Genomic DNA, 26,537 nt, shown 5'->3' on the forward strand with positions numbered 1-26,537 from the left:
CTTTTGCCTTTTTTTTGTTTGGTAAATTTCTTAAATATTTATAGTTGCAATTTAAGAGCCCGTAAAGGGTGTCATTCCAGTGCCCCTGTGATGTATTCCAGTGCTTGACACTGCTCTCCTTTGTCATCCCAGTGCCCAGACACTGGGATCCAGTTTTCCACATGATTCCATCAAGAACGTTGTGTTTTAACATAACACTTTTATGCTTACCAACTCAGTGTCCAATCAAAATTCCTGGATCCCAGTGTCTGGGCACTGGGATGACACCATCATAAAGGAACCAGTGTCAGCTACTTGGATGACACCATTCTTTTTCCTGGATTCCAGTGTCTGGGCACTGGAATGACATCCTCCCTTGTGGAGATTGCTCTCAAATCACAATGTTCGTACAGCTATGCAAACACAAAGGTGTCATTCCAGCGCGTGACGCTGGAATCCAGTTGAGCTATTTCAACAAAAATACTGCATTTTGAGATGAACGTTTATTCTCACCAGACTTATTTATACCAATTCCCATTACACGGCAAACAGATAGACAATAATAGAAGACAAGCCATAATGAAATAAGTGAAATAGTCGAGGTATAAATGGCACTAAGATCAAAATTATTGGATGAAGAAGTAGTAAAATCAGCAAAAAAAATGCTGAAGAAAGTAAGGAACAATGCATATGTTGCAAAAAAACTAAATGCTGTAATTGCAGCAAAAAAGCATAGTATAACGGCTGTAGCAAAAATATATTGCATTTCAAGAAGCGCACTAACTTCGTGGATAAAACTCTTGAAATTAGGCAGAGAAGAAAAATTGTTTGCTCCTCCACAACGGCGTAGAAAAACTAAATTAAATCAGGCTCAACTACAGCAAGTTGAAGCATGGGTAGGAGAAAATCCTAATATTACCATTAAAGAAATGAGAATAAGAATCCAGGAAAAGTTCGGCTTAAATATTAGCAAATCTACAGTACACCGCTATATGCAAAAGATGAAATTCTCTTATATTACACCAAGACCAGTACACAATGTACAAGATAAAAGAAAATAAGAGGAATTCAAAAAAAAATCTCAACGAAGTTATTGGCAAGTATCCTGAAAAAGAGCTGTTTTTCTTCGATGAATCGCGGTTTGGCACACATTCAAAGACCGGGCATGGATGGTTTAAAAAAGGCGTCAGAACAAAAGTTAAGGTAAAATTAGGTAGGGAAAATTTTTATCTCTACAGTGCAGTTAATCCTAGAAATGGGGAGAATTCTAGCTTGTTTGCACCGAATGTCAACACTGATTGTATGAATATATTTCTTGAGCAAATGTCTCAATATTTGGGACCACGAGAAGCCTTTCTTGTTATGGATTGTGCTAGTTGGCATAAGTCGAAAAGTTTAAAGGTACCTAAAAATATTGAGATTATATACCTACCACCATACTCACCTGAACTCAATCCAGTTGAGAGGCTTTGGTTGTATGTAAAACAGAACATTTTGCGCAATAAAATATACGATACTATTGCTTTGCTTGAGAGTGCTTTGTGTAAATTTATTACTTCTCTTACCTACTCCACAATTAAACAACTCTGCTATGTATCCTATTTGAATGACCAACAATGAGAATTGGTATTACAAGTATAACAATTAAAGTCTGGATTCCAGTGTCAAGCACTGGAATGACATCATAGGGGCACTGCCCTTTTGGATGGAAACCAGTGTCAGCTACTTAGATGATACCTTTTTTCTACTTAGTTTGGGTTATGCAAGAAGTCTATTGCATTCCTGAGCAATTTGATTCATTATTCTTTTTGTAAAAAATTTTCTTAACTTTTTCTCCACTTTTTTGGTAAGGTCACTTTAAAGGAAGTCTAATAGATGCTACATAGAAATCCAGATGAGTTTCTAAAGTCTATTCCAAAAGATAAGCGCATAATGTGCCTTGACATGGGAGAAAAGCAAATAGGCATAGCATTTAGCGATAAAACACAGCTCATAGCCACAGCTCATAGCATATATCACAGAAAAAATATGAGCAAAGATTTAGGTTATCTGCATAGAATATTCAAAGAAAATGAAGCTGGATCAATGGTAATAGGACTACCATTAAAAATGGACGAGCAAGAAACTAAATGGTGTAAAACCATAATCCAATTCGCAAATAAAATAATAAAAAAATATAAAGTACATATATACTTACAAGACGAAAGCTTCTCAACATCTATCGCAACTCATACACTAAAAATCACTGGAATATCAATCACAAAATCGAAAAAAATAGATGATAAAATCTCTGCATGTATTATTTTGCAACGAACGTTAGACAAGATAAATACAATCAAATAGTTTTTTCAGATCTGGAAATCTTCAAACTGAATCTCATATAAAAGTTACTCAACAAAACAAGAACCTTTCGTATAAGCATGACAAATTGCTACAGCAAGAGCATCAGCAGCATGGTGACATTTTATATTCAAATTTTTAACTATTTGCTTCACCATAAATATAATCTGATCCTTATCAGCATGGCCATTTCCGGTAATGCTTTTTTTTACATAGTTTGCATCATATTCATTCATAGTTAGCTTTGTTATTTTTAACGTTAAAATTACAATCCCTCTTGCATATCCTAAAGTTAGTGAAGATTTAGGATTTTTATTAACAAAAATTTTTTCTACCGCAGCTTCATTCGGAGAGTATAGGGAAATTACTTTCTTTAATTGTTCAAAAATTATATGTAAGCGTTCACCTGTACCCAATTTACCATCAGTTGATATGGTACCGCCGCCCAAAAATTCAATATTATTTTTTTCGTTCAGGCTGATAATGGCCCACCCAGTCTTGCTTATTCCTGGATCTAGACCTATTATTTTAACCACTTAATAAACGCTTAACCAATAGACAAATAAAAATAAAAATATCCAGACTATATCTACAAAGTGCCAATACCAGGAGGCAAACTCAAAGCACAAATGGTCCTGAAGTGTAAATTGGCCTTTCCGTGCTCTAAATAAACACACTGATAAAAATATTATTCCTATTATAACGTGTGCGCAGTGAAAACCGGTAATCATATAAAAATTGGATGTATAAATAAGCTTTTCTTCTGTTTCTTGTAGAGAAAAACTCGCTTCATGATACTCTATTGCTTGCACTATTATAAAAAAAACCCCAAGCAATATAGTTATGGACAGCATTTTAATCATGCTCTTTTTATCATTTTCAAGTAAAGAGTGATTTGCCCAAGTAATTGTTGTACCAGAAAGCAATAATATTAACGTATTCATGAACGGTAGTGACCACGGATCAGGTGGCAAAATTCCCTCAGGGGGCCATTCAACTTTTTTTGCAGGAGAAAACGCCTCAAATAAAAAAACTGGATCAAGCCAGGCTTTAAAGAATGAACAAAAGAACACTATAAAAAACACGACCTCCGAGAGAATAAATAAGTACATTGCAAATTTGAGTCCATGTTTTACAATGGCAGTGTGACATTTGTCATAAATGGCCTCCCTTATTACATCTCTCCACCAATAAAACAGCACCCCTGATACTGCAAAGATTCCCAAAACTAAACAAAACACTCCGAAAATTTGTTTATGAAGCGCGCCAACTAATCCAAGTGCAAGAATAAGAATTGCTGCTGATATAGCAATTGGCCAAGGGCTTGGATCCACTAAATGAAAATCATGTTCTTTACTTTTCATAGCATTTTAAAAAATACTTATTAAGGATACAAATTAGCTTAAAATTGTCAATATTCCTTAAAATCTTGATTGAATCTTGAAAAATTATATGCACCGTTCAAAAAATCTAACACAAATTGTGCAGTTATTCTAAACAACTCAAGCATTCTGCTCTTTTCGTTTTCTCTTGCTCTGCTGCAATATCCATCAACAATATTTTCCAAAATAATGCATCCAGACTTTACTGAATCACTGTAACAAAAATTAAACCAATCCCTATATCTATTATTTTTCTTGAATCTATTTTTCATGCTATCAACGATAGTCTTGTATATAAACATGCAAGAATACAAAACCGTCATAGCCTCATAGGTATTACTATACGAGATGGATAAAAGAAAATTAGAGAAATTAAAACACTCAAGAGATTTCTTTCCACGACTTATACCGTACATAGTAAAGTAGTAGTCATATAGCACTCTATTAACAGTCACTACTCTTTGGGCTACTTCAGCAAGCAAGATAATACTACTATAATCTTCCATTCTGGATGCAGTAATTAAGGTGGTACGAATATAATCACCTAAGAACAACGTCTTTTGTTGAGCATAGAACTTGAAGTTCTCTATATTTAGGGTGTTATTCGCTAACTCAACATCAAAAGGATGCTCAATTATATCCTTTAAAAGATTTGACCCGTAACAGCTCCTAATTATGCCACTGAACATTGTAGTTACCGATAAAAGATCAAGTTAACGTAAATAATCCGCTGCTAATATTCTTTGCTAGATATATTAGAGTAATATGCCTCATCCCAAAACATTATTTCTAATTCCAGCCCTTTCTTAAAAAACTCATACATCCTCTTTTTTTCACAGTCACTAGCTTTTTTATATAGCTTATTTGTAATATCAGTAACCTCATCAATTATAGCATTTACTGTTTCGCTACTATAAATGTTGATCCACTCTTTGTATTTGTTATTTTTAATCCCTTTAGTTGTTATCTCATATACCATATGGCGTACAACGATTTGGTATATGTTAAAGCAAGAATAAGATGCTACTAAAGCTTCATTAACAGAATTGTGATATGCAACACTCATGAAAAAGTCAGTAAAGGCAGAACAAGCTCTTGACTTTTTGTGATCACCAGATAGATCACAATCTTCAAAATATTTTTTATACTGTTCTCGAACATAAAATGCTCCTTGTGCCAAATTGATTAAACTACTCATCATTTCAATATCATCAACTCTAGCTGCAATAATTAAAAAAGCACGAGCGCAATCTATACAATACAGAAAATCCTGCTGAAGGTAGAATTTGAATTTTTCATAATCTAATGTATTATTCATCAATTCAACATTAAAAGGGTGTTCTTTTATTTTATCAATAAGATCAGACGATTCTTTTATAGCTATGCTACAGAATTCTTCTTCTATTCTGTTATACATTTTATGAGCCTCACAATAAAAACTGAATATAATAATTATCACTAATATAGTATAATTATTATGAAAAAGCAATTATACTTCAACAATAAGCTAGTATATAAATATGAGGCTGTAAATCAAAAATTTTGGCAATCTAAAGAAATTTTACTATTACCTTCTATATTGAATTCTCTACAAAGATCAGCAGACAAGTTCATGCTTTCCCAAGAAAATCCACCGTCATTTTCTGACTCTTTACCAAAATGTCCATAACAGGCTGTACGTTTATATATAGGGCGATTAAGCGATAAATGCTTGATTATGCCTTTTGTTGATAAATCTATACTATTCTCAATAAACTCTTTAATTACTCTTTCCTCCACCGCATTCGTACCAAATGTATCAATATAGAATGAAGTAGGTTTTGATACACCAATTGCATAAGAAAGCTGCACAAGACAACGTTCAGCTAAACCTGCAAAGACAATATTTTTAGCAAGGTATCTTGCCATATAAGCTGCAGATCTATCAACTTTGGTTGCATCTTTTCCGGAAAATGCTCCTCCACCGTGTGGAATATAACCTCCATAAGTATCAACCATAATTTTTCGTCCGGTTAATCCACAATCACTAACTGGCCCACCAATAACAAATCTACCAGTTGGATTGACCAAGAGATTTTCCTCAGAACACATCCATCCTTTAGGTAAAGATGAAACTATGTAAGGATAAATTATTTCTTTTACTTTTGATTGATCCAAATCCTCAGGGTGCTGTATTGAGACAATAATACTTTCAGCACGTACCGGGAGGTTATTCTCATATGCCAAAGTGATTTGTGATTTTGCATCCGGACCAAGCTTTGCTTCTTTAACTGCACTCATAATATTTTTCAGAATCGAGTGTGCATAAAAAATGGGTGCTGGCATAAGGTTTTCTGTCTCTGTTGTTGCATAGCCATACATTATGCCCTGATCTCCAGCACCTTGATCCACCCCTATTGCAATGTCATTTGATTGCTCATGCAGCAATATATTTACTTTCACTTTTCTCCAGTGGAAACCATCATGCTCATAACCAATATCTTTTATTGTATTCCGTACAATACTTTCAATCCTGCTATTTTTGATGTTAGGTCCGAATACTTCCCCAGCTATAATAACGTTATCTTTGGTGACTAAAGTCTCTATTGCAGCTCGCGCAAAAGGATCAGTGAAAAGGTATTCATCAAGTATTGCATCTGAAATTTGATCTGCTACTTTATCTGGATGACCAGCCGCCACTGACTCACTGGTTACTAAATTTTTATATAAACTCATGCTTTAGGTTTCTGCTTATACAATACCAAAACCGCTATAAAAAACACAGTTAGTAATTACTAAATGGTGGGCCTGGGAAGAGTTGAACCTCCGACCTCACGCTTATCAGGCGTGCGCTCTAACCACCTGAGCTACAGACCCTTGATCTATTCAAGCTAAAGCTTGCATATTATCTGTAGGCACAACATCAATAAAAGTCTTTTTATTTGCTGACCTCCTAAAACTAACCCAGCCTTCTATTTTAGCAAAAATCGTATGATCTTTACCTATACCAACATTCTTCCCAGGATGGAATTTTGTGCCTCTTTGGCGCACAATTATGTTACCAGAAATAACTTTTCCATTCTTCTTTATCCCTAACCTACGACCTGCCGAATCTCTACCATTACAGGAACTACCACCTGATTTTTTAGTTGCCATATCTTACCTCTTACTTTTGAAGACTAATTTCATTGATACGAAGAACAGTGATATACTGCCTATGACCAGTTTTCCTACGGTAATTTTTTCTTCTCTTTTTCTTAAAGATTATAATTTTTTTATCTCTACACTGCTCCAGTACTTCAGCTTTAACAATAGCATTAGATGGACAAGATAAGCCATTATTTGAAACACAAATCACTTTACTGATCTCCACTTCCTCTTTTTCTTCAGCTTGTAATCTTTCTACTTTGATTATGCTGCCTTCTTTTACTAAATACTGCTTTCCGCCAGTTTCAATTACTGCAAACATGATAAATATCAATTATCGTTATTAATACTAATCGTAAATGATGTTACACATACTGTCAATATAAATAAAAACATGAAATACTTCATCCTCTTTCCTTTGGCAAGTAGTAAAGTTTTAAAACTTTACTACTCTTAAATTCTCTGAGTCTCATGGAAACTTTACTATGCTAATAAAAGTTTTCAATCGGAGCTTACAAATTAAAACTTATTCCAAGTTCAAACCCATGGTTATGACCTTCGAATTCTTTCAATAGACGATAACCAGCAAAAACACTTGTCCTTGAAGAAAGCGGAAGGTCAAGACCAGAGCTTATTTTATATGAGAAACCAAATTCTAACTCACTCCAATCGATAGCAGCACCTATACCAACATTGACATACGGAGTGATATCCGTGTTTGTAAACTCGTAATGATAACGTAAATTTGCCAACATTCCTCCTTGCAGTCTATGTTCAAAAATATTTGCAACTGAAATCATAGGCTCAACTGAAATTTTTACGCTGTTTGTGTAGTGATAACCGATACTATAACTAAAATCGCCAGAACTGTATGATAAAGAAGTATAGATTCTATCTTTAATCCAATCAACTCCAAAAGACGGTGCTGACAAAGAAATAGCAGGCAATATAGCTACTAATACCAATTCTCATTGTTGGTCATTCAAATAGGATACATAGCAGAGTTGTTTAATTGTGGAGTAGGTAAGAGAAGTAATAAATTTACACAAAGCACTCTCAAGCAAAGCAATAGTATCGTATATTTTATTGCGCAAAATGTTCTGTTTTACATACAACCAAAGCCTCTCAACTGGATTGAGTTCAGGTGAGTATGGTGGTAGGTATATAATCTCAATATTTTTAGGTACCTTTAAACTTTTCGACTTATGCCAACTAGCACAATCCATAACAAGAAAGGCTTCTCGTGGTCCCAAATATTGAGACATTTGCTCAAGAAATATATTCATACAATCAGTGTTGACATTCGGTGCAAACAAGCTAGAATTCTCCCCATTTCTAGGATTAACTGCACTGTAGAGATAAAAATTTTCCCTACCTAATTTTACCTTAACTTTTGTTCTGACGCCTTTTTTAAACCATCCATGCCCGGTCTTTGAATGTGTGCCAAACCGCGATTCATCGAAGAAAAACAGCTCTTTTTCAGAATACTTGCCAATAACTTCGTTGAGATTTTTTTTTGAATTCCTCTTGTTTTCTTTTATCTTGTACATTGTGTACTGGTCTTGGTGTAATATAAGAGAATTTCATCTTTTGCATATAGCGGTGTACTGTAGATTTGCTAATATTTAAGCCGAACTTTTCCTGGATTCTTATTCTCATTTCTTTAATGGTAATATTAGGATTTTCTCCTACCCATGCTTCAACTTGCTGTAGTTGAGCCTGATTTAATTTAGTTTTTCTACGCCGTTGTGGAGGAGCAAACAATTTTTCTTCTCTGCCTAATTTCAAGAGTTTTATCCACGAAGTTAGTGCGCTTCTTGAAATGCAATATATTTTTGCTACAGCCGTTATACTATGCTTTTTTGCTGCAATTACAGCATTTAGTTTTTTTGCAACATATGCATTGTTCCTTACTTTCTTCAGCATTTTTTTTGCTGATTTTACTACTTCTTCATCCAATAATTTTGATCTTAGTGCCATTTATACCTCGACTATTTCACTTATTTCATTATGGCTTGTCTTCTATTATTGTCTATCTGTTTGCCGTGTAATGGGAATTGGTATAAAGTAAGTAGTTTTTTCATTTTTACCCTCCAAATATTGATATACGCATGTATACAAATATAAGCATTAAAAATAATATAATTACAGCAAATTACTTTATTTTCTTAATCACTTGTTTTTCTCTTGCTATTGCAAGGCTTTTTTCTGGTACATCTTCAACTATAACACTACCTGCTGCAATTACAGATTCATCATGAATATTAAGTGGCGCAATCAGCGAGCTATTGGCGCCAACAAAGCAATTGCTCCCTATATTTGTTTCATGTTTATTTTTCCCATCATAATTACAAACAATAGTGCCTGCTCCTATATTACTCCCCTGCCCTACTTTAGTATTTCCTATATAACTTAAGTGTTTTATTCTCGTGTTTTGACCAACTTCACTTGTTTTCACTTCCACAAAATTTCCTATTTTTGCCTTATTATCAATTATTGTATTTCCACGTATTCTGGTAAATGGACCGATCTCAGCATTACTTTTAATTAAGCAGTTTTCTAAATGCGAAAATGGCAGTATTTTTGCACCAGACTCTATTTTCACTCCAGGACCGAAAAACACATATGGGTAAATCACTGAATCTCTGACAATTTGCGTATCAAGAGAAAAGAAAACAGTCTCTGGTGCAACAAGCGTTACCCCGAAGTCGGTAAAAACTTTTCTTTTATTTTCTTGAAAGTAAAATTCAGCTTTTATAAGGTCATTTCTGTTATTTATTCCAGTTGCCTCTTCTCCACCGGTAATAACGTAACCGACGTTCAAACCATGTTCCACCGCAATGGAGACTATATCAGTTAAGTAATACTCTTGAGTTGAGCTATTGCACTCTATTTTCTCCACCAATTCACGTAAATTCTTTGCACATGCCACCATTATTCCAGCATTGGCAAGAAATTCTTCATGATTATTTTTATCACTCTTTGCTTCTACGATTTCTCTTAAGGAACCATTCTCAATAATTAACCTACCGTATTCTTTATTGCTTGTCCTAAAACCTAGGCAAACTAGAGCCTTGCCTTCTAAATAACTAATCATTTTAGTTATTGTGCTGCTTTTTATGAGCGGAGTATCTCCATACTGCACAACAACTATGCTTGAATCTGGCAATTTTTTCAGGTTTCTCATCGCAGTTTTGACTGCATCTCCCGTGCCAAGTGTTAATTCTTGTGTAATTAACTGTATATCCTCAAAGCACTTTAGTTTTTCAATTAAAGGCTGATCAACTACAACAGCAATATTTTCAGGATTTAACTGTTTTGCATTGTAAATGACATGCTGGAGCATGGAAAAATTGCCTATTTCGTGCAGGACTTTAGGTAAGCCTGAATTCATCCGCCTGCCATGCCCTGCAGCAAGTATGATGAAAGTATGAGCTTTATTTATCACTTATCTTAAAGATGAAAAATGAAAACCATAATGATCAAGCCAACTGATTTTGTTATCGTAAAAGCTTCTTAGGTCGCTGATTTGATATTTTAGCATCGCAAGCCTTTCTATACCAATGCCAAACGCAAAACCGTTGTATTTAGTATGGTCTATTCCAACATTTTGAAAGACATTTGGATGCACCATACCACATCCGAGCACCTCTATCCATTTACTACCTTTATAACTTATATCCACTTCCGCAGAGGGTTCAGTAAAAGGGAAAAAACTATTACGAAAACGTATCTTCAGCCCTTTATCGCCAAAGAACTTATTAAGGAAGTGATGAATAGTAAATTTTAACTGGCCCATATTGACACTTTCATCGACATATAACCCTTCTATCTGATGAAACATAGGAGTGTGAGTTGCATCAAAGTCGTTTCTGTATACTCTACCTGCGGCTACTATTTTAATTGGGAAATTTTTTGTTTTTTCCATGGTTCTAATCTGCACAGATGAGGTGTGAGTGCGCAGTACCATTCTTTTATCATCTATTTTATTCTTTAAGTAGAAGGTATCTTGCTCCTCTCGCGCAGGATGATGACTTGGAGTATTCAGTGCATCAAATACATGAAACTCATCTTCAATGTCAGGGCCATCAACTGCTTTAAAACCCATATGTGCAAAAATAAGCTTTACTTCATTTATAACCTTACTGAGTGGATGGACCTTGCCCATTTTTTCTGGTCTAACGGGCAACGTGATATCAACCGCCTCGTTCTGCAATTTAAAGTTAACTTCTTCGGCTTTTAGTATATTTTCCTTATTCGTTATAAGCTGATCTAGCTTATTACGTAAAACATTGATAACTTCGCCTAAATTGCGCTTTCTTCCTGCATCTTCTATCTCTTTTAAGTTGTCAAAATAAGCTTTAATTACACCCTTTTTTCCCAAATATGATAGCCTGACTTTTTCTAAATCTTGTAAAGAAGAAGCATTCTCAATTTCAGAGACCGCTTTATCTTCAAGTGAAGGTATTTCATTCAGTAGCTCTTTATTCATCTTAGAAACGCTGGCTTAAATTTTAATTATAGTAAAATCTTGAATAGCATCAACAATCTAAAAACTGTCCCATTTTAATTATTAATTTATTGACCAATTAATTTTTTTTATTTACCTTTGCGTTGATGAATTTGCTGTATCAACCATGCACAACAGTGACACTGAAACTTATAATAAGTACAAAATAGAGGATTTACCTAAGTTCTTTAAGGAAAGATCCAAAAACATAAGTAAAGCATTTTCTAGCAAAATAATTAAGATCAGTACCATTCGCTCGAGAAGTATTGAAAGTAATATACAAGAATTTTCATTTGAGCTAACAGCAACAGATAAAGACACTTTTAATACAAGACCATTTCAAATAAAATCTTTAATTGATTTTTTTAAAATCTGCCTTTCTCGGGAAAAAAATTTTACAGTCAATATAAAAGTACCAAAAGAAAGCAGTGAATTATATAATAACTACTGTAAAACTAATAGTGATAAAACTGTAGAAGAATTCATAAGTAATGCTCCGCCTCAAATCCTTCTGCAAGGAATAACAATAATACTACAAACAGACGTTAAAAACATTAACCTGGATAACTCGCACAGAATTGAGTCGTTCTTGAATAAGAAGCTAAAACATGCAGAAAAAACTGAAAATGAGGAACAGAGTCAAGTTACACTACAACTAAAAGAAACAGAAAATAAAGACAGACAAGAACAGAGTGAAACTAAGCAAAAAAACGCACAAAATAGACAAATTGTACCATTTACAGGCTCGTTTGGCTTTAACATAGCAAGCAAAGTAAATTGTAAAGCTTCAGTGGTTACTGCTGCAATAAAAGTTAATATACCAAAATATAGAATTTTCCTTCCCTTATCTAATTTTTTTGATGATGTAATAAGGTTATCCCTTTTAAGAACACCAAAACCTTCTATACAGAGCAACAATATACCATTTGGTATCATTCCAGCGCTTGACCAGGAAAAAAGAAACATGGATCCAAGTAGTCAAGCTACTCGGATAACAGAGGGTAATATAGGAAATCCAATGCCTCAAGAAGTGGAACGGGATATAGGTCAAACTACTTCGCACACAGATTATTTTAAGGCTAACAGAAAAAAGAAGTCAAAAAAGCAAGCTCAAGAACTATCAGAAGAAGAAAAACAATCTATCATAAAACAAGCTCAAAATGATGCTAGAGTAGCTATGATAGATAACCAGATTGAGCGCAGGGGAAAAAAACTCGATGAAATATTTATTGAAGTGATAAATGGATACAAAAATCAAGATCCAGAAACATTTCGCAATGTTTTTAACTCAATATTCAATATTGTTTATTTTCAAGATAAACAATTACATGAAATATTAGAGTCAGGTGAGATATCAGAAGTATTAGAAATACTAGAAATACCACAACCAGCTGGCAAGTCTTTTTTTCCAAAAGAGTATTTACAAAAGCAAGTATATAGAAAAAAAGAGCAATTAGTTTCAGGTGTTTATATACAACAACCTCCTACGCAACATAAAAATACTTTTCATAAATCTACAAACCCTTTACCAATTAAAGATCCCTCACCAGCAACAAATGAAGCTAAAACTCTACCACCTACTAACATTACACTCAAATCACCGTTAAAAACTGTATTTTCCTCAAAAAAGGCTTATTTTTGTCTATTTATAATAGTAGCATCTGCATCAACACTTTGCTTATGGCATTTTCCATTAGGAAAAGTGTCAATGTTAAAAGGATTAGTGCCACCAGAAAAAAGAGAAAATATTGGGTTAGCATTGAACATAGGGTTACCAACATTGATTACATTATGTGTTTTGAGTTTAGCTTACTTTATATATTCTGAATATTCTATAGAACCTGTTAAGCAAGTAAGTAAAAACGATCCCCTTTCTCACACCTATAGCTAGTGCAGGCTCAGTTTTCCTACATCATATCGCCGCGGATAGATCCCGCTAACAAGCAGCGGGATGACAGCAGTCCTACGTCATACCGTCATGGTATCTCACATAGATCCTACTAATAAGCGGCGGAATGACGAATTTGTCGTTTTTTAAATCGTCGGTAAACCAGAATTACTTTAGCTATAACAAAATAGAAGTAAGTTGTTGTAAAAAATTTTTCATGGTAAAATTATTTATTTTCACCATATGTTTAAAGGAATTATTACGGATATCGGGACTATAACTGATACTACCACTCACTCCAACTCTGATCAAATTTTCCATATCAAGACACAAAATTTATCCTCTATAAATAAAGGAGATTCAATAGCTTGCTCTGGTGTGTGTTTAACTGTTGTTGATATGATGAGCGACATATTTACAGTCCAAACGTCTCAAGAAACTATGAAGATTTCTAACTTAAATACGTGGAGAATAGGAAAAAAAATAAATCTCGAACAAGCAATGAGATTAAGTGATAAGATCGATGGCCACCTAGTTCAGGGTCATGTTGATGGGATAGTAAAAATTTTAACAATCGAACGAAATTTAGATTCTCATGAAATCAAACTATCGTGCCCACAAGAATTAATTAAATTTGTTGCAAAAAAAGGCTCCGTTACACTAAATGGGGTTTCCCTCACAGTGAATTCAGTTATTAATCAGGAATTTATAGTAAATATAATTCCCTATACATGGGAAAATACAACTTTTCAGTACAACAAAATAAATGATTATCTGAATTTAGAAATTGACATGATCGCTAGGTATTTAGATCAATTGATGCAGCATAAATACAATTAATTTTACAACCTTATTATTTACAACTATTATATCTTGAAAACCATATAGATATAAAATATGCTTTTCGATAGCTTAATTATCTTCATTGTTGTTCTATGTGTAATAATCTCGGTAACTAGAGGTTTTATAAAAGAGCTATGCGCACTAATGTTTCTATTTTTATCAATTTTTCTGACAGCTAATCACTATGATTTTTTCACTCCAAATTATAGTAAATATTTTGATTCTAAAGTTATACTAAACATACTTTCTACAATCTCTGTATTTATTATACTTAATCTTATATTCATGATAATAAACAACTGGCTAATGTACATATTATCACCCATAAGGTTGGGGTTTATCGATAGAGTTACTGGAATCTTTCTCGGAGTGCTTAAAGGAATATTGCTCTCTTATGTACTATTTTTTGCTGTGTACTTATATTGTTACACAGTATATGACAAAAAAGAATATGGCAAAAAAGAATATGGCAAAAAAGAGGAACATTCTGAAATAAAAGCAGAAGACATATTGCCTAATTGGATAATAAATTCACACTCTTATCAGGCTTTATTTGTGACAGCAGAAGAAGTAATTGACATGTATGTGCCAGAGTCGTTGATACTAAAAATAAAAGAGATCGGTGGAGAAATGGTTGATCAAGAAAAACCCAAAAACAATAAAAAAGAAGAGTAAATATTTATTTATAAATATGTTCATTGGGAGTATTCAAAAAGCCATATGTGTCAGGTTAAGAGCACTCCTCTATTATAATTCACGTGTTTAAGAATGACTTCTGCTAAACCTTTACTAATTCCATGTACGTTTTGAATTTCAGCCAGAGAAGCTTTGCTTATATTTTTCTCTGAACCAAAATAAGACATCAACGCTTTTTTTCTTTTGTTGCCAATGCCGGGTATTTTGCTTAATTGTGAAACTATAAACTGTTTATCGCGCTTCTTTCTATGTGAAGTTATCGCAAAACGGTGGGCTTCATTACGCAGCAATTGTAAGTAAAGCATGACTTTGCTGTCATTTGCCAGACTGACTTCTTCCCTGCCCAGCATATAAAATGTTTCATTTCCTGCGTTACGATCAGGACCTTTTGCCATACAAGCAAAAGGAACGTTTATATTCAATACTTCCAGTACATTCTGTACTATGGAAACATGTCCTGGTCCGCCATCAATCAGTAAAAAATCAGGTATTATGCCTTTTATATTGCCGGAGAAACGTCTGGTTAGCACTTCCCTCATCATTTTATAGTCATCGCCTGAAAATTTTTCCTTTATAGTAAATTTTCTGTACTCACTTTTTAAAAAACCCTCCTGCCCTGCAACAACCATTACACCAATTTGCTGGCTTCCAGAAATATGGCTATTATCATAAACCTCAATACGCTTTGGAATATTTGGTAACAAGAAGATTTTGCTAAGCTCCTCAAGCTTTTCTAGGTTATTTCTATAATCGATAAGCTTCTGCTCTAAGCTATGCTGAGAGTTATCATAAACAAATTTCAATAAATCACGCTCTTTTTTATTCTTTGCATGCAGAACTTTTACTGGCTTTTGAGCAACCTTATATAGTGCTTGTTCTATAATTTCCTTATCCACAATAGAATCTGGAACGTAAATTTGTATTGGAGGTATGTTAGCTGAATTATAAAAATTGACCAAAAAGGTGGATAAAATTTCATCATTTGAGTGATCACCACAGTTCTCGGCAAAGTAAGGAGTGCTGCCGTAGTTGTCTTTATTTCTGAACGATAACACACTAATACATGCTAGATCCTCTTCACGTACAATACTGAAGAAATCTGCATCTTTTTCAAAAGAAAAATCCGTGTGCTGTATTTGAATTTGCTCAAGAAACTTTACCCGATCTCTATATATAGCAGCAAGCTCATAGTTTTCTTCACTGCTGCACTTTCTCATTGTGAAAAGTAACTGTTCTTTCACTTCCTTATTTCTTCCAAGCAATGTATTTCGTGCCTGTTTTACTGATTGGCAGTAGTCGTCTTTTGTGATTTTGTTTATGCATGGTGCTGAGCAGCGCTTAATTTGATATTCAATACATGGTCTTTTTGTTGAGGAAAAGTATTGATCTGAACATACTCTTAGGAGAAAAGCTTTTTGCAATGACAATATAGTTTGCTTAACAGCAGCGGCAGATGTAAAGGGACCATAATAATGAAACTCATTCTTCTTAAATTTGCCTCTATATTTTGCTATTCTTGGATAATCGTGCTTGGAAATTGTTATATAAGGATAAAATTTTCCATCCTTGAGCACAATATTATAAAGTGGTTTCAATGATTTTATTAACTGTGCTTCAAGAAGCAGTGCTTCGATTTCATTCTCAGTGATGAATATTTCAACCTTAATAACCTGTAAGAGCATAACTCTAATTCGTTCAGAAAGGTTTTCGAATTGAAGGTAGTCGGATAACCTCGACTTCAAGTTTTTTGCTTTTCCAACATATAAAACTTTATTCTTATCTCCAACCATCTTATACACGCCACAGGACTGTGGAGATGATTTGATTTGTTCTTTATATTGCCTAAGCATTTATCCATTGCTTAACCTGTATGAGGTTAAAATCTGCTACTAAATGAAAGATGGAAACTACATTTTCAAGCAAAGATAATCTGTTTCTTCTCAGCTTATCAGAATCACAGTTAATCTTTATACTGTCCATAAACTGATTGATAAACGGAGCAAAACCAGCAAGTTCATCAAGTGCTACATTAAAGTGGTTATTTTTTATCGCTTGTTTTATGTTTTTACAAGCAGTTATAGCACAATTTGATAGCGCAATTTCTTCACTTTCAATCAAAAACCTCTTACCGTAAGATGCACTATAAGTAGTGCCATCACTTTTCCTTGCTTTGCTCATCATGTTACTGACTCTTTTGTAAGTGCTTAGAACTTGTTCACCTTCTGGAGTACTAAGATAACGATCCAATATAACAGTTTGCTTTTCTGCTGTCAGCAGATCATTAATATCGATTTTATATAGTATTGAATCTACAACATCTTGCCTTATATCTCTATTTTTTAAAATAACCTTGAATCTTTCTAAGCAGAATCTAAATACTAGTTCTAAAATTTGTTTTCTATTTGGCTTATCAACTGACGCTGTATTTTTATTAAATAGAAGCCTTGAATATAAAGATACTGACTTGTCTATCATTAGCCTAATTGGAACATGCAAATTATTTTCAAGTATTGTCCTAATTATACCAATTGTCATTCTCCGCAAACCAAATTGATCATACGAACCAGAGATTTTCTCACCTGCTGCAATTAAACCAACTAAGCTATCCACTTTGTCTGCAATTGACACAGCAATTGCAGAAGGAGATTTAGGACACTCCTGCTCTGGCCCGATTGGCTTATAATGCTCAGTTATAGCTTCCACTATTTCTCTATCTTCTTGAAAATAAGAAGCATAATATCCACCCATTACTCCTTGTAATTCTGGAAACTCTCTTACTATCGATGTTGCCAAATCAGCTTTTGCCAAATATGCAGCACGTTCAACTTTTATCAGCGAAGCATGTGGAATAAATATAGCTATATACTTTGACAGAGGCGTAATACGCTTCACCTTTTCCCCCACGCTGCCAAGTGAAGCATGAAATAATATTGAACCTAATCTTTTGACATAATAATCTAGATTTTCCTTTTTATCTTGAGATATTAAAAATTGGGCATCAGCAAGACGTGCTTCTAATATTCTTTCGTGTCCTTTAACAACTTCACCATTGTTGACGTTGACAACAGTGACAAAGTGTGAAATTCTCTTTCCATTACTTAAAGCAAGGTATTTTTGTTGTGTATTAACTATACTAAGTATTACTTCCTTCGGTAATCCAAATGACTTTTCTTGATTCACTTCACCAAACAGTACGATTGGCCACTCTATAAGCCCTGTCAATTCATTTAGTAAATAATCATTTTTCTCAAGTTGTAAATTCTGCTCTTTTGTGAATTTATTAATCTGATCTAGTATAAATTGCTTTCTTTTGTCCATTTGGAGAATTACACTGTTTTTTTCTAGCAATTCAAAATAGTCTTTAGGTGCTTTAACAGTTAACGCTGTACCACTTGAGAGAAATCGATGGCCATATGTTGTGTTAGATGCTGTGATCCCTGCAAAAGACACAGGTATTATTTCGTCATTTAAAATGCATAAAATGTTTTTAATTGGCCTAACCCACCTTTCTTTTCCTTTGCCCCATCTCATACTTTTTGGCCAAGAGAAATTTTTTAATATTTCTCCTAGTTGATTTTTAAGAAACTCTTGAATGTTAAATGAGCAGCTTTCTCTTTTAATGAAGTAAAAATCCTCATTATTTACTTTTCGAACGAGCAAATCTTCTTCATTTTTCTGATGTTTTCTTAAAAAACCTTCGATAGCACTCTTTGGTGCGTTAACGTTTGGTCCCTTAACTTCGTTATTGGAATCCTTTAGCTCCGAAGCACTTATGTTGTCGACAAAAAGAGTGATGCGACGTGCCGTTACAAAAACCTCTATAGATGCAAACCTTAAATTGTTTTTATTAAAAGCACTGGTAATATAACTCTTAACTTGAACTGCAGCTACATTCTGCATCCTTGGTGGTATTTCTTCTGAAAGGCACTCAAATAACAACTGCAACGACATACGCTATTTACTCATGTACAATTCACAACATTTTTTTGTTAGCTCTCTAACTTTACCAATATAAGCTGTACGTTCATTTACACCAAGCACACCTCTTGCATCAAGCAGATTAAGTAGGTGACTAGTTTTAATACATTGGTCATAAGCTGCCATTGGTAGCTCCTTTTCAATAAGGAACTTACATAATTTTTCCGTATCTTCAAATTGCTGCTGTACCACTTTAGTATCATAATAATCTAACGCTAGATAAGAAAATTCATATTCTCTTTGTTTAAAAATATCTCCGTAAGTTACACCGTTATCGTTCCAAGTTATATCGTAAACATTATCTACACCTTGTATGCACATTGCTAAACGTTCCAACCCATATGCCACCTCACCAGGAATCATCTTGCAGTCAATCCCTCCAACTTGCTGTATATAAGTAAGCTGTGTTACTTCCATTCCATTGCATGTAACTTCCCATCCAAGTCCTGATGCGCCGACACTTGGATTTTCCCAATCATCTTCAACAAACTTAATATCATATTTTTCTGTAGATATGCCAAGAGCTTTTAAGCTATCTAAATAGACGTCTTGTAAATTATTACCAGATGGCTTTATTATAACTTGATATTGGTGATGTTGATACAAGCGATTAGGATTATCACTATAGCGTCCATCTGCTGGCCTAATTACTGGTTGTAGATATGCAATTTTTGTCGATTTTGTATCAATTGCAGACATAATTGTTGCAGGATGTAATGTGCCAGCACCAACTTCAGATGTGTATGGGTGAAGTATAACGCACCCTTCACTAGCCCAAAAATCTTGTAACTCTTTTATTATACTTTGTAAGTTCACACAAATTGTACACTTTTTATACTAAATATATAAATAAATAAGTACTATTCAATATTTATTTTTTTTGCAGCACTATGTAAATAATCACCTAAAACTGCTGAACTTTCCCTCACATACTGAATTATGCTTTTATTTAGGACAATTGCATCATGCATAGTTAAATCGCAGAATATAAATGCTGTTAAATACAGTAAAATCACCGCATAAAATGTGTGAAAAATCCCCTCAAATGTAATTGACATTGCATTATTATAGCTGAGCTGTATTGAACTTATTGGCCATGGTTTTATCACTTCTACGACATTAAAAAATACGTAAGGTATCATAAGAAAAAAGAAAAAGTGCATAAAATCATTAAACCAAAATGGGCATTGAAACATCTGCTTACATATACTCCCATAGAGTTTACTTACAGCATAATAAATTGACATTATTGCTGGCATTGAAAGTGCTACAGTCAGTACTTGCCCTGACGCTATTTGTATTACTATGTCTTCACCACTGTTTGCTGAAGGATCCTGAGCATGAAAAATAAATATTCCAATTAATTGCATTACTAACATAACTATTGCCAATTTTGTAAAAATAGCAGCTACAACTATTCCTGAATTTGGCATTTTATATAGTAAATATTCGCCTCCATATGTAAAAATCAATATAACATCGACAATAAATAATATTAAAAAAGAAGACCAATAGTTCTGCCAACCTGGTAAATATCCTATTCCCAAAAAAGAGCTTACTGTTTTGGCAGGAAAAACCTTACCTAGCATCTTTCCCAAAAATTCAAAAAAAATCCCCATGCTCTAAGTAACACTTGGTTTATATTATTTATAATACTGTATTGTAACGGACTTATCAATAACTTAAAACATGTATTGGAAAATTTTAGGTAATATGCAGCAACAGTAGAAGAACATGCGCCAAAAATTTAGTAATTTTATAGGGCTTGTGCACTTAAATTTTTTGCAATATCAAGTGCAGCGTAAGTGAATATTGCACTTGCACCCGCACGTTTAAAACCAATCAAAGATTCATAAATCACCTTGTCATAATCTAGCCAGCCATTATTTGCAGCAGCTTTTATCATTGCGTACTCACCGCTTACTTGGTAAGCAAAAATCGGAAAATTAAACTTATCACTTGTTGTTTTGATAATATCCAAATATGGCATACCTGGTTTAATCATAATAAAATCTGCACCTTCATTTATATCCATTTCAATTTCGCACATTGCTTCGTGCGCATTTTTATAATCCATTTGATAACCACTTTTGTCTATAGAATGTGATAGCCCACATGAACCAACGACTTGCCTGAATGGAGCATAGAAACTAGAGCAATATTTCACCGCATAAGATAATATTAATACGTCTTGAAAGTTATTATCATCTAATGATTTTCTGATTCTTCCTATTCTACCATCCATCATATCAGAAGGAGCAACTATATCACATCCTGCCTTCGCTAAAGCAAGTGCTTGCTTACACAGTACTGATATAGTTTCATCGTTTTCTACATCCATCTGATTATCTTTTAAAATGCCGTCATGGCCATGAATAGTGTATGGATCCAGTGCAACGTCTGCAATAATACCAATTTCAGGTACCTTTAATTTTACAGCACGGATTGCTTTGCAGATTAAGTTGTCAGAATTATATGCTCCCTCAGCGTTTTCAGATTTTAGTTTACTATCAACTACAGGAAAAATTGCAACAGCATTAATTCCTAAATCTTTAGCTTCCTTAACTATAGACACTAATCCATCTATTGAATAACACTTTACGCCTGGTAAGCCAGAAATTGGTTCAGTTGTTTCTTCTCTGTTGTGAACAAACAGAGGAAGAACCAGATCATTTACTGATAAACTATTTTCACTTGTTAAATTGCGAACCCATTTGCTCGAGCGCCTGCGCCTTAATCTTGTATTTGGAAAATTAAACATTGGATCCAGGTAAATTCCCAGTAAAGAGCAACACTCCTGAAATGAGTACCACCCAAAGCACCGATATTGGCAGAAACACTTTCCAACCAAGGCGCATTAGCTGATCATATCGATAACGAGGTATTGTTGCTCTAATCCAAATAAATACGAACAAAAGTATAACTATCTTCAAAACGAACCAAATCAAACCTGGAATTTTGTAAAGTAAACTAAACTCCAGCGGCGGATACCATCCTCCTAGAAAGAATATCGTCATCATAGCACTTGCTAGAATCATATTTGCATATTCTCCAAGAAAAAAGAGGGCAAAAGGCATGGATGAATATTCAACGTTATATCCAGAGACAAGCTCTGCTTCAGCTTCTGGTAAATCAAATGGGTGACGATTAGTTTCTGCAAGCAAAGAAATAAAAAATATTATTCCTATAGGCATTAGTAGCAAATCAACCCAAAATGGCATATTGTGTTTCGCTACCACCATCTCTCCAAGGTTCAACGTACCAGTTGTAACAACAACTGTAGCAACTATTAAACCTATTGAAACTTCATATGAAATCATCTGAGCAGCCGACCGTATAGCGCCAAGAAATGCATAATTAGAATTGCTTGACCAGCCTGCAATAATTACGCCGTATACTCCCAGCGACGATATAGCTAGCACATAAAGCACTCCAACATTAATATTTGCTATAACCTTAGGAATCACTACTTGCTGGCCATTTTTTACAATTACTTCAGCACCAAACGGTATAACTGCCCAGGCAATTAATGCCAAGATAAAGGTAAGCATTGGAGCCATAATGAACAGTATGGTGCTCGCTCTAAATGGTATTATCGGCTCTTTAATCAGTAGCTTAATAGCATCTGCAAATGGCTGCAATAGCCCAAAAGGTCCAACTACACTTGGGCCGTGTCTCAGTTGAATTGCACCAATAACCTTACGCTCAAAGTATACCAAGTACGCAACTGAAAGTAGTAGCGGTACTAAAATAAATAAAATATTAACTAGCGTGTTCATAAAAAGCTTTAGTACAATCTGCCATTATTTTTGAAGCGCGACTTATTGAATCCGTCATATAAAAATTACACTCCTTTAAAGTGAAAGGTGTATTACTTAAGCTTATCCCATCATTGCTAATTGGCACCCATGTGTTTTTTACCACTTGATCGGCATTTCTAAACTGTGGACCGATAGTATCTAATTTTTTTCTCACATCAAATAAACTATCATACGGTAAAGAAAGGTCTAAATATTGTGAAAGATTTTTAATAATCAACCAATCCTCCTTTGCTTCACCTGGAGGAAATACAGCTAAATTTGTTCTTTGCACTCGACCTTCAGTATTTACATAAGTTGCATATTTTTCTGTATATGCAGCACCAGGCAAGATAACATCTGCCACATGTGCACCCTTATCACCGTGATGACCTTGATAAATTACAAATGTATTTTCTAATTTTGACGTATCAATTTCATCTGCACCAAGAAGATAAATGACTTCTATCTTGCTACCTTCTGTATGCTCCAGTATTTGATTAGTGTCTTTTCCACCTTTTTCAGGAACAAACCCAACGTCCAAACCACCAACCCTTGCTGCAGCTTTATGCAGCATATTAAAGCCATTCCAGTCGTCTCTGACCATGTTAAATTTTTCTGCAATTTTGCCAGCTAGAATTAGAATTGATTCAGAATCATCTCTTATTAATGCATCTTGACCAATGATCAGCATAGGGTTTTGGGCGGCTACCAGCAGCTCACAGAACTTATGATTTCCATTTGCTATTTTACTCAAAACATCAGGATTATCGCCCAATTTCTCAACATGATACAAATATTCAATGTTAGGACCAACACTTGCAATAGGGAAGTTGCCCTGTAAATATCTCTTTCTCAATCTTACATTAATGATCGGTGCTTCTATCCTTGGATTTGTATTTATAAGCAGACACAAATCTGCATTCTCTATACCCTGGGTAGTGGTATTGAACACATAAGATCCGCGATTACTTGGTATAAGCTTTGCACCATCTTGTCTGCAGTCTATATTCCCCGAGCCGAGCTTCTGCATCACTTCTTTGAGTAGAAGCATAGACTCACAATCTGCTAAATCACCTGCAATTGCAGCTATTTTATTTGATTTTGTATTCTTTAATTTCTTTGCAGCAACAGTTAATGCTTCATTCCAATCAACTGGGGCTAATTTACCATCTTTTTTTATATAAGGTCGATCAAGACGCTGAACTTTTAGTCCATCATAGGCAAAGCGGGTTTTATCTGATATCCATTCTTCATTTACCTCTTCGCTCAGCCTTGGTAATATCCTCATAACCTCCGGGCCACGATAATCAACTCTAATTGCGCTACCCACAGCATCTAGCACATCTATAGTCTCACAATGTGATAGCTCCCATGGACGCGCTGTAAAGGAGTAAGGCTTTGAAGTTAAAGCCCCTACCGGGCAGAGATCTATGATATTTCCAGATAATTCAGAACTAATATGCCTTTTTATGTAAGTGCTAATCTCTACATTTTCTCCCCTTCCGATTCCTCCAAGTTCATTTGTACCTGCAACATCAGACAAAAACCTAACACACCGAGTGCAATGAATGCATCGATTCATCGCAGTCTCAATCAGTGGTCCGAAGTGTTTTTTTGGCACAACCCTCTTATGCTCATCAAGTCTGCTGGTTCCTTTCCCATAAGCCATCGTGATATCTTGCAAATCGCATTCACCACCTTGATCGCAAATTGGGCAATCAAGCGGGTGGTTAATTAGCAAAAACTCAAGCACACCTTCACGTGCTTTTTTAACCTTAGGGGTATCAGTGTGAATAACCATCCCTTCTGCAACTGGCATTGCACAAGAGGCTACTGGTTTTGGAGGTCCACCCTCCACTTCAACCAAACACATTCTGCAGTTACCAGCAATTGCTAAACGCTCATGATAGCAAAAACGTGGAATTTCAACGCCCACGACTTCACAAGCTTGAATTATAGTGAGCCCATGCTCTACTTCACATTCCTTAGAATTAATAGTAACTTTAACCACAACTATTATACAGCTTCCCACTTTATAGGATTGCCGCTTACCTCATCTTCAACCAGATTGCCGTTGTCATATTGAGCAGACATATAATTCATGCGCGAGTCACGATCTATATATCTAACAGGTTTTACCGGTTTATCTTTATACATTTTTTGCTCAGCTTTCTTACGCTGAGTAGGGTTATTTTTACTAGCTGTCTTTGCTTTCCCACCTGCTGCCATATAAACTCCTAAAAACTTTTCATTCTATTTTAACACTTAAGTATATAGCGTCAATATTTAATAACTTTAAAATTTCAATAGATCTCTTATTATAATCATTGTTTAAATAAAAAGTTACTCCTTGATATCATTCCAGTGCTTGACCAGAAAAAAAGAAATATGCATCAGCTACTTTCATTTGCTGCGCCTCGAAAATAAACGTTCATGTAGCTGTGAGTCAAGCCATAAATCCAGTATAAAGACCTTTAATCATTGGCTTCGTAGTACTTTTTAACCAACTTATTAAGTAACCTTACACCAAAACCTACTGCTCCTCTTGGACAAATGTCAGTACCTTTTTCGTGCCAAGCAGTGCCTGCGATATCTAAATGTGCCCAGCAAGTTTCATTCACAAAACGCTGTAAAAACTGTGCAGCCATTATGCTATCTCCGCCAGAACCTGCAGGAGCGATGTTTTGAACATCAGCAATCGGTGAATCAATAATTTTGTCATAAGTTTCATTCATAGGAAAACGCCATAACTTCTCATTTACTTCATTTCCTGCATCAATCAGACGGCTTGCTAATTCATCATTATTTGAAAAAAGACCAGCATATTCGTTATTTCCAAGTGCAACCACTATAGCACCAGTTAAAGTTGCAAGATCAATCATAAATTTTGGTGAGAATCTGTCTTGCGTATACCATAAAGCATCTGCAAGTATGAGCCTTCCTTCTGCATCGGTGTTCAACACTTCTATTGTCTGTCCAGACATTGAAGTTACTACATCACTTGGTCTTTGAGCATTACCACCCACTGCATTTTCTGCAAGTGCGACCACACCGATCGCATTTACTTTTGCTTTTCGTCCTGCTAAAGCATGCATCACTCCAACCACAGCAGCAGAGCCTGCCATGTCATATTTCATCGACTCCATACCACGTGAAGGTTTGAGCGATACTCCACCAGTGTCAAACGTTATGCCTTTACCAACAAAAGCTATTGGCTTTTGTTCTTTAGCAGCTCCATTCCATTTTATCACTACTAATTTTGGTTCTTTACTACTTCCTTGTGCAACTCCAAGCAAGGCTCCCATTTTTTTCTCTTCCATCTGCTTTTTATCAAGCACTTCGATTTCAAGGCCAAGCTTAGTAAGCTCTTTTTTTATATGATCAGCATAGGATTCTGGATATAGAATGTTAGGAGGCTCTGTTATAAAAGAGCGCGCAAGGAATATACTCTCACCTTCTTGCCTTAAGTGCTCAAATGATCTTTCAGCATTACTTAATTGCTTATCTTTTACTAATACGGTAATTTCCTCTACCTCTGTAATTTTCTCATCCTTTTTAGTTTTATACTTATCAAACTTAAAACTACGCAGAAACGCACCATATGCAACATTTGCTGCACTACCTTCGATTAAAACCGCTGCTTTTTTAATTTTTAATCTGCTTAGCTCACAATATATTTTACCACCAATATTTAATTCTTTATTTTCATTCCATTCATCCTTCTTACCCAGTCCAACAACTATAACATTTTTTTCTTCTGGTAAAGCAGTAGAGAAAAATTCACCAAAACTTCCATTGAAATCGCTAAATTGCTTTATATTATCTATGACCTGTTTTCCTTGCAAAACTCCGCCATCATTTACGTTTTCGTTGTCTTCAAATAAACCCATTACTATTGTTTTAAAATCGGGCGAAATTTTAGAAATTGTTATTTTCATTGCTGGCATCTCCGTTGCAAATAATTGTAAACTGTACATAAAACATAGCAAAAACAT

The 26,537-nt window shown here is 34.7% G+C and carries 27 protein-coding genes and 1 tRNA gene; 7 read left to right on the forward strand and 21 right to left on the reverse strand.

Translation table 11 applies throughout. From position 1 onward, the window contains the following. Positions 1–104: 104 nt before the first annotated feature. From ACWHVF_RS04915 to ruvX, 4 genes are all read left to right on the forward strand, one after another. Complete coding sequence (locus tag ACWHVF_RS04915) at positions 105–275, forward strand: hypothetical protein (protein WP_447933219.1); 171 nt, start codon at positions 105–107, stop codon at positions 273–275. 19 nt (positions 276–294) lie between these two features. Then, the gene (locus tag ACWHVF_RS04920; protein ID WP_162000089.1) at positions 295–444 is read left to right on the forward strand and encodes a hypothetical protein; all 150 of its coding nucleotides are present in this window, start codon (positions 295–297) and stop codon (positions 442–444) included. 143 nt (positions 445–587) lie between these two features. Continuing rightward, a protein-coding gene (locus ACWHVF_RS04925; RefSeq protein WP_447933063.1) for an IS630 family transposase occupies positions 588–1,599 on the forward strand; the annotation gives its coding sequence in 2 pieces (ribosomal slippage) (positions 588–1,037 and positions 1,039–1,599; 1,011 coding nt in all). A 255-nt stretch (positions 1,600–1,854) separates the two neighbouring features. Then, positions 1,855–2,322 (forward strand): Holliday junction resolvase RuvX, encoded by a 468-nt coding sequence (gene ruvX / locus ACWHVF_RS04930; RefSeq protein WP_064125450.1) that lies wholly within the window; start codon positions 1,855–1,857, stop codon positions 2,320–2,322. A 44-nt stretch (positions 2,323–2,366) separates the two neighbouring features. On the opposite strand, the gene ruvC is transcribed toward ruvX, so the two are convergent. From ruvC to pheS, 12 genes are all read right to left on the reverse strand, one after another. Continuing rightward, entirely contained in the window at positions 2,367–2,855 is a 489-nt protein-coding gene (gene ruvC / locus ACWHVF_RS04935; protein ID WP_064125449.1) for a crossover junction endodeoxyribonuclease RuvC, read from the reverse strand. Beyond that, on the reverse strand, positions 2,856–3,683 hold the full coding sequence (locus tag ACWHVF_RS04940; protein ID WP_064125448.1) for a cytochrome c oxidase subunit 3: 828 nt from the start codon (positions 3,681–3,683) through the stop codon (positions 2,856–2,858). A gap of 47 nt (positions 3,684–3,730) precedes the next feature. Further along, positions 3,731–4,390 carry a TenA family protein gene (locus tag ACWHVF_RS04945; protein ID WP_064125447.1) on the reverse strand — a complete coding sequence of 220 codons (660 nt, stop codon included), beginning with the start codon at positions 4,388–4,390 and terminating at the stop codon, positions 3,731–3,733. Between the two features lie 44 nt (positions 4,391–4,434). Beyond that, positions 4,435–5,118, reverse strand: coding sequence for a TenA family protein (locus ACWHVF_RS04950; RefSeq protein ID WP_064125446.1), 684 nt, complete (start codon positions 5,116–5,118; stop codon positions 4,435–4,437). A gap of 116 nt (positions 5,119–5,234) precedes the next feature. Next, complete coding sequence (gene metK, locus ACWHVF_RS04955; RefSeq protein WP_064125445.1) at positions 5,235–6,416, reverse strand: methionine adenosyltransferase; 1,182 nt, start codon at positions 6,414–6,416, stop codon at positions 5,235–5,237. Between the two features lie 64 nt (positions 6,417–6,480). After that, positions 6,481–6,557, reverse strand: a tRNA-Ile gene (locus ACWHVF_RS04960). A gap of 9 nt (positions 6,558–6,566) precedes the next feature. Beyond that, complete coding sequence (gene rpmA, locus ACWHVF_RS04965) at positions 6,567–6,836, reverse strand: 50S ribosomal protein L27 (RefSeq protein ID WP_064125444.1); 270 nt, start codon at positions 6,834–6,836, stop codon at positions 6,567–6,569. A 10-nt stretch (positions 6,837–6,846) separates the two neighbouring features. Beyond that, positions 6,847–7,149: a 50S ribosomal protein L21 gene (gene rplU / locus ACWHVF_RS04970; RefSeq protein ID WP_064125443.1), complete on the reverse strand. Its 303-nt coding sequence runs from the start codon at positions 7,147–7,149 to the stop codon at positions 6,847–6,849. A 190-nt stretch (positions 7,150–7,339) separates the two neighbouring features. Next, positions 7,340–7,792, reverse strand: coding sequence for a P44/Msp2 family outer membrane protein (locus ACWHVF_RS04975; RefSeq protein ID WP_064125442.1), 453 nt, complete (start codon positions 7,790–7,792; stop codon positions 7,340–7,342). A 3-nt stretch (positions 7,793–7,795) separates the two neighbouring features. Then, a protein-coding gene (locus ACWHVF_RS04980; protein ID WP_447933057.1) for an IS630 family transposase occupies positions 7,796–8,807 on the reverse strand; the annotation gives its coding sequence in 2 pieces (ribosomal slippage) (positions 7,796–8,344 and positions 8,346–8,807; 1,011 coding nt in all). 175 nt (positions 8,808–8,982) lie between these two features. After that, positions 8,983–10,275 (reverse strand): bifunctional UDP-N-acetylglucosamine diphosphorylase/glucosamine-1-phosphate N-acetyltransferase GlmU, encoded by a 1,293-nt coding sequence (gene glmU, locus ACWHVF_RS04985; protein ID WP_064125176.1) that lies wholly within the window; start codon positions 10,273–10,275, stop codon positions 8,983–8,985. Next, complete coding sequence (pheS, locus tag ACWHVF_RS04990; protein WP_447933220.1) at positions 10,276–11,319, reverse strand: phenylalanine--tRNA ligase subunit alpha; 1,044 nt, start codon at positions 11,317–11,319, stop codon at positions 10,276–10,278. Between the two features lie 145 nt (positions 11,320–11,464). On the opposite strand from pheS, the gene ACWHVF_RS04995 reads away from it, so the two are divergent. The 3 genes from ACWHVF_RS04995 to ACWHVF_RS05005 all read left to right on the forward strand — a co-directional run bounded on the left by ACWHVF_RS04995 (position 11,465) and on the right by ACWHVF_RS05005 (position 14,743). Then, positions 11,465–13,228: a hypothetical protein gene (locus ACWHVF_RS04995; protein WP_064125174.1), complete on the forward strand. Its 1,764-nt coding sequence runs from the start codon at positions 11,465–11,467 to the stop codon at positions 13,226–13,228. Positions 13,229–13,468: 240 nt separating this feature from the next. Continuing rightward, complete coding sequence (locus tag ACWHVF_RS05000) at positions 13,469–14,065, forward strand: riboflavin synthase (protein ID WP_064125173.1); 597 nt, start codon at positions 13,469–13,471, stop codon at positions 14,063–14,065. A gap of 57 nt (positions 14,066–14,122) precedes the next feature. Next, positions 14,123–14,743: a CvpA family protein gene (locus ACWHVF_RS05005; protein WP_064125172.1), complete on the forward strand. Its 621-nt coding sequence runs from the start codon at positions 14,123–14,125 to the stop codon at positions 14,741–14,743. 50 nt (positions 14,744–14,793) lie between these two features. Here ACWHVF_RS05005 and uvrC read toward each other — a convergent pair whose 3' ends face one another. The 9 genes from uvrC to ACWHVF_RS05050 all read right to left on the reverse strand — a co-directional run bounded on the left by uvrC (position 14,794) and on the right by ACWHVF_RS05050 (position 26,519). Further along, positions 14,794–16,614: an excinuclease ABC subunit UvrC gene (uvrC, locus tag ACWHVF_RS05010; protein ID WP_064125171.1), complete on the reverse strand. Its 1,821-nt coding sequence runs from the start codon at positions 16,612–16,614 to the stop codon at positions 14,794–14,796. Continuing rightward, positions 16,607–18,715: a glycine--tRNA ligase subunit beta gene (gene glyS / locus ACWHVF_RS05015; protein ID WP_447933221.1), complete on the reverse strand. Its 2,109-nt coding sequence runs from the start codon at positions 18,713–18,715 to the stop codon at positions 16,607–16,609. The genes uvrC and glyS overlap by 8 nt, the downstream gene beginning before the upstream one ends. Before the next feature lie 3 nt (positions 18,716–18,718). Next, positions 18,719–19,558 (reverse strand): glycine--tRNA ligase subunit alpha, encoded by an 840-nt coding sequence (locus tag ACWHVF_RS05020; protein ID WP_082860922.1) that lies wholly within the window; start codon positions 19,556–19,558, stop codon positions 18,719–18,721. Positions 19,559–19,602: 44 nt separating this feature from the next. Next, positions 19,603–20,361, reverse strand: a complete 759-nt coding sequence (locus ACWHVF_RS05025) for a phosphatidylglycerophosphatase (RefSeq protein ID WP_265035435.1) — start codon at positions 20,359–20,361, stop codon at positions 19,603–19,605. 137 nt (positions 20,362–20,498) lie between these two features. Further along, positions 20,499–21,503 (reverse strand): porphobilinogen synthase, encoded by a 1,005-nt coding sequence (hemB, locus tag ACWHVF_RS05030; RefSeq protein ID WP_064125167.1) that lies wholly within the window; start codon positions 21,501–21,503, stop codon positions 20,499–20,501. Continuing rightward, positions 21,496–22,521 (reverse strand): NADH-quinone oxidoreductase subunit NuoH, encoded by a 1,026-nt coding sequence (gene nuoH, locus ACWHVF_RS05035; RefSeq protein WP_064125166.1) that lies wholly within the window; start codon positions 22,519–22,521, stop codon positions 21,496–21,498. Before nuoH ends, hemB begins: the two co-directional genes overlap by 8 nt. After that, a complete protein-coding gene (nuoG, locus tag ACWHVF_RS05040) occupies positions 22,505–24,553 on the reverse strand; it encodes an NADH-quinone oxidoreductase subunit NuoG (protein WP_447933303.1) in 2,049 nt (682 codons plus the stop codon). Before nuoG ends, nuoH begins: the two co-directional genes overlap by 17 nt. 5 nt (positions 24,554–24,558) lie before the next feature. Further along, positions 24,559–24,771, reverse strand: coding sequence for a hypothetical protein (locus ACWHVF_RS05045; RefSeq protein ID WP_006279675.1), 213 nt, complete (start codon positions 24,769–24,771; stop codon positions 24,559–24,561). 245 nt (positions 24,772–25,016) lie between these two features. Then, complete coding sequence (locus ACWHVF_RS05050) at positions 25,017–26,519, reverse strand: leucyl aminopeptidase (RefSeq protein ID WP_179945605.1); 1,503 nt, start codon at positions 26,517–26,519, stop codon at positions 25,017–25,019. Between the last annotated feature and the right edge of the window lie 18 nt (positions 26,520–26,537).

It is taken from the genome of Wolbachia endosymbiont of Dactylopius coccus (genome assembly GCF_977011065.1).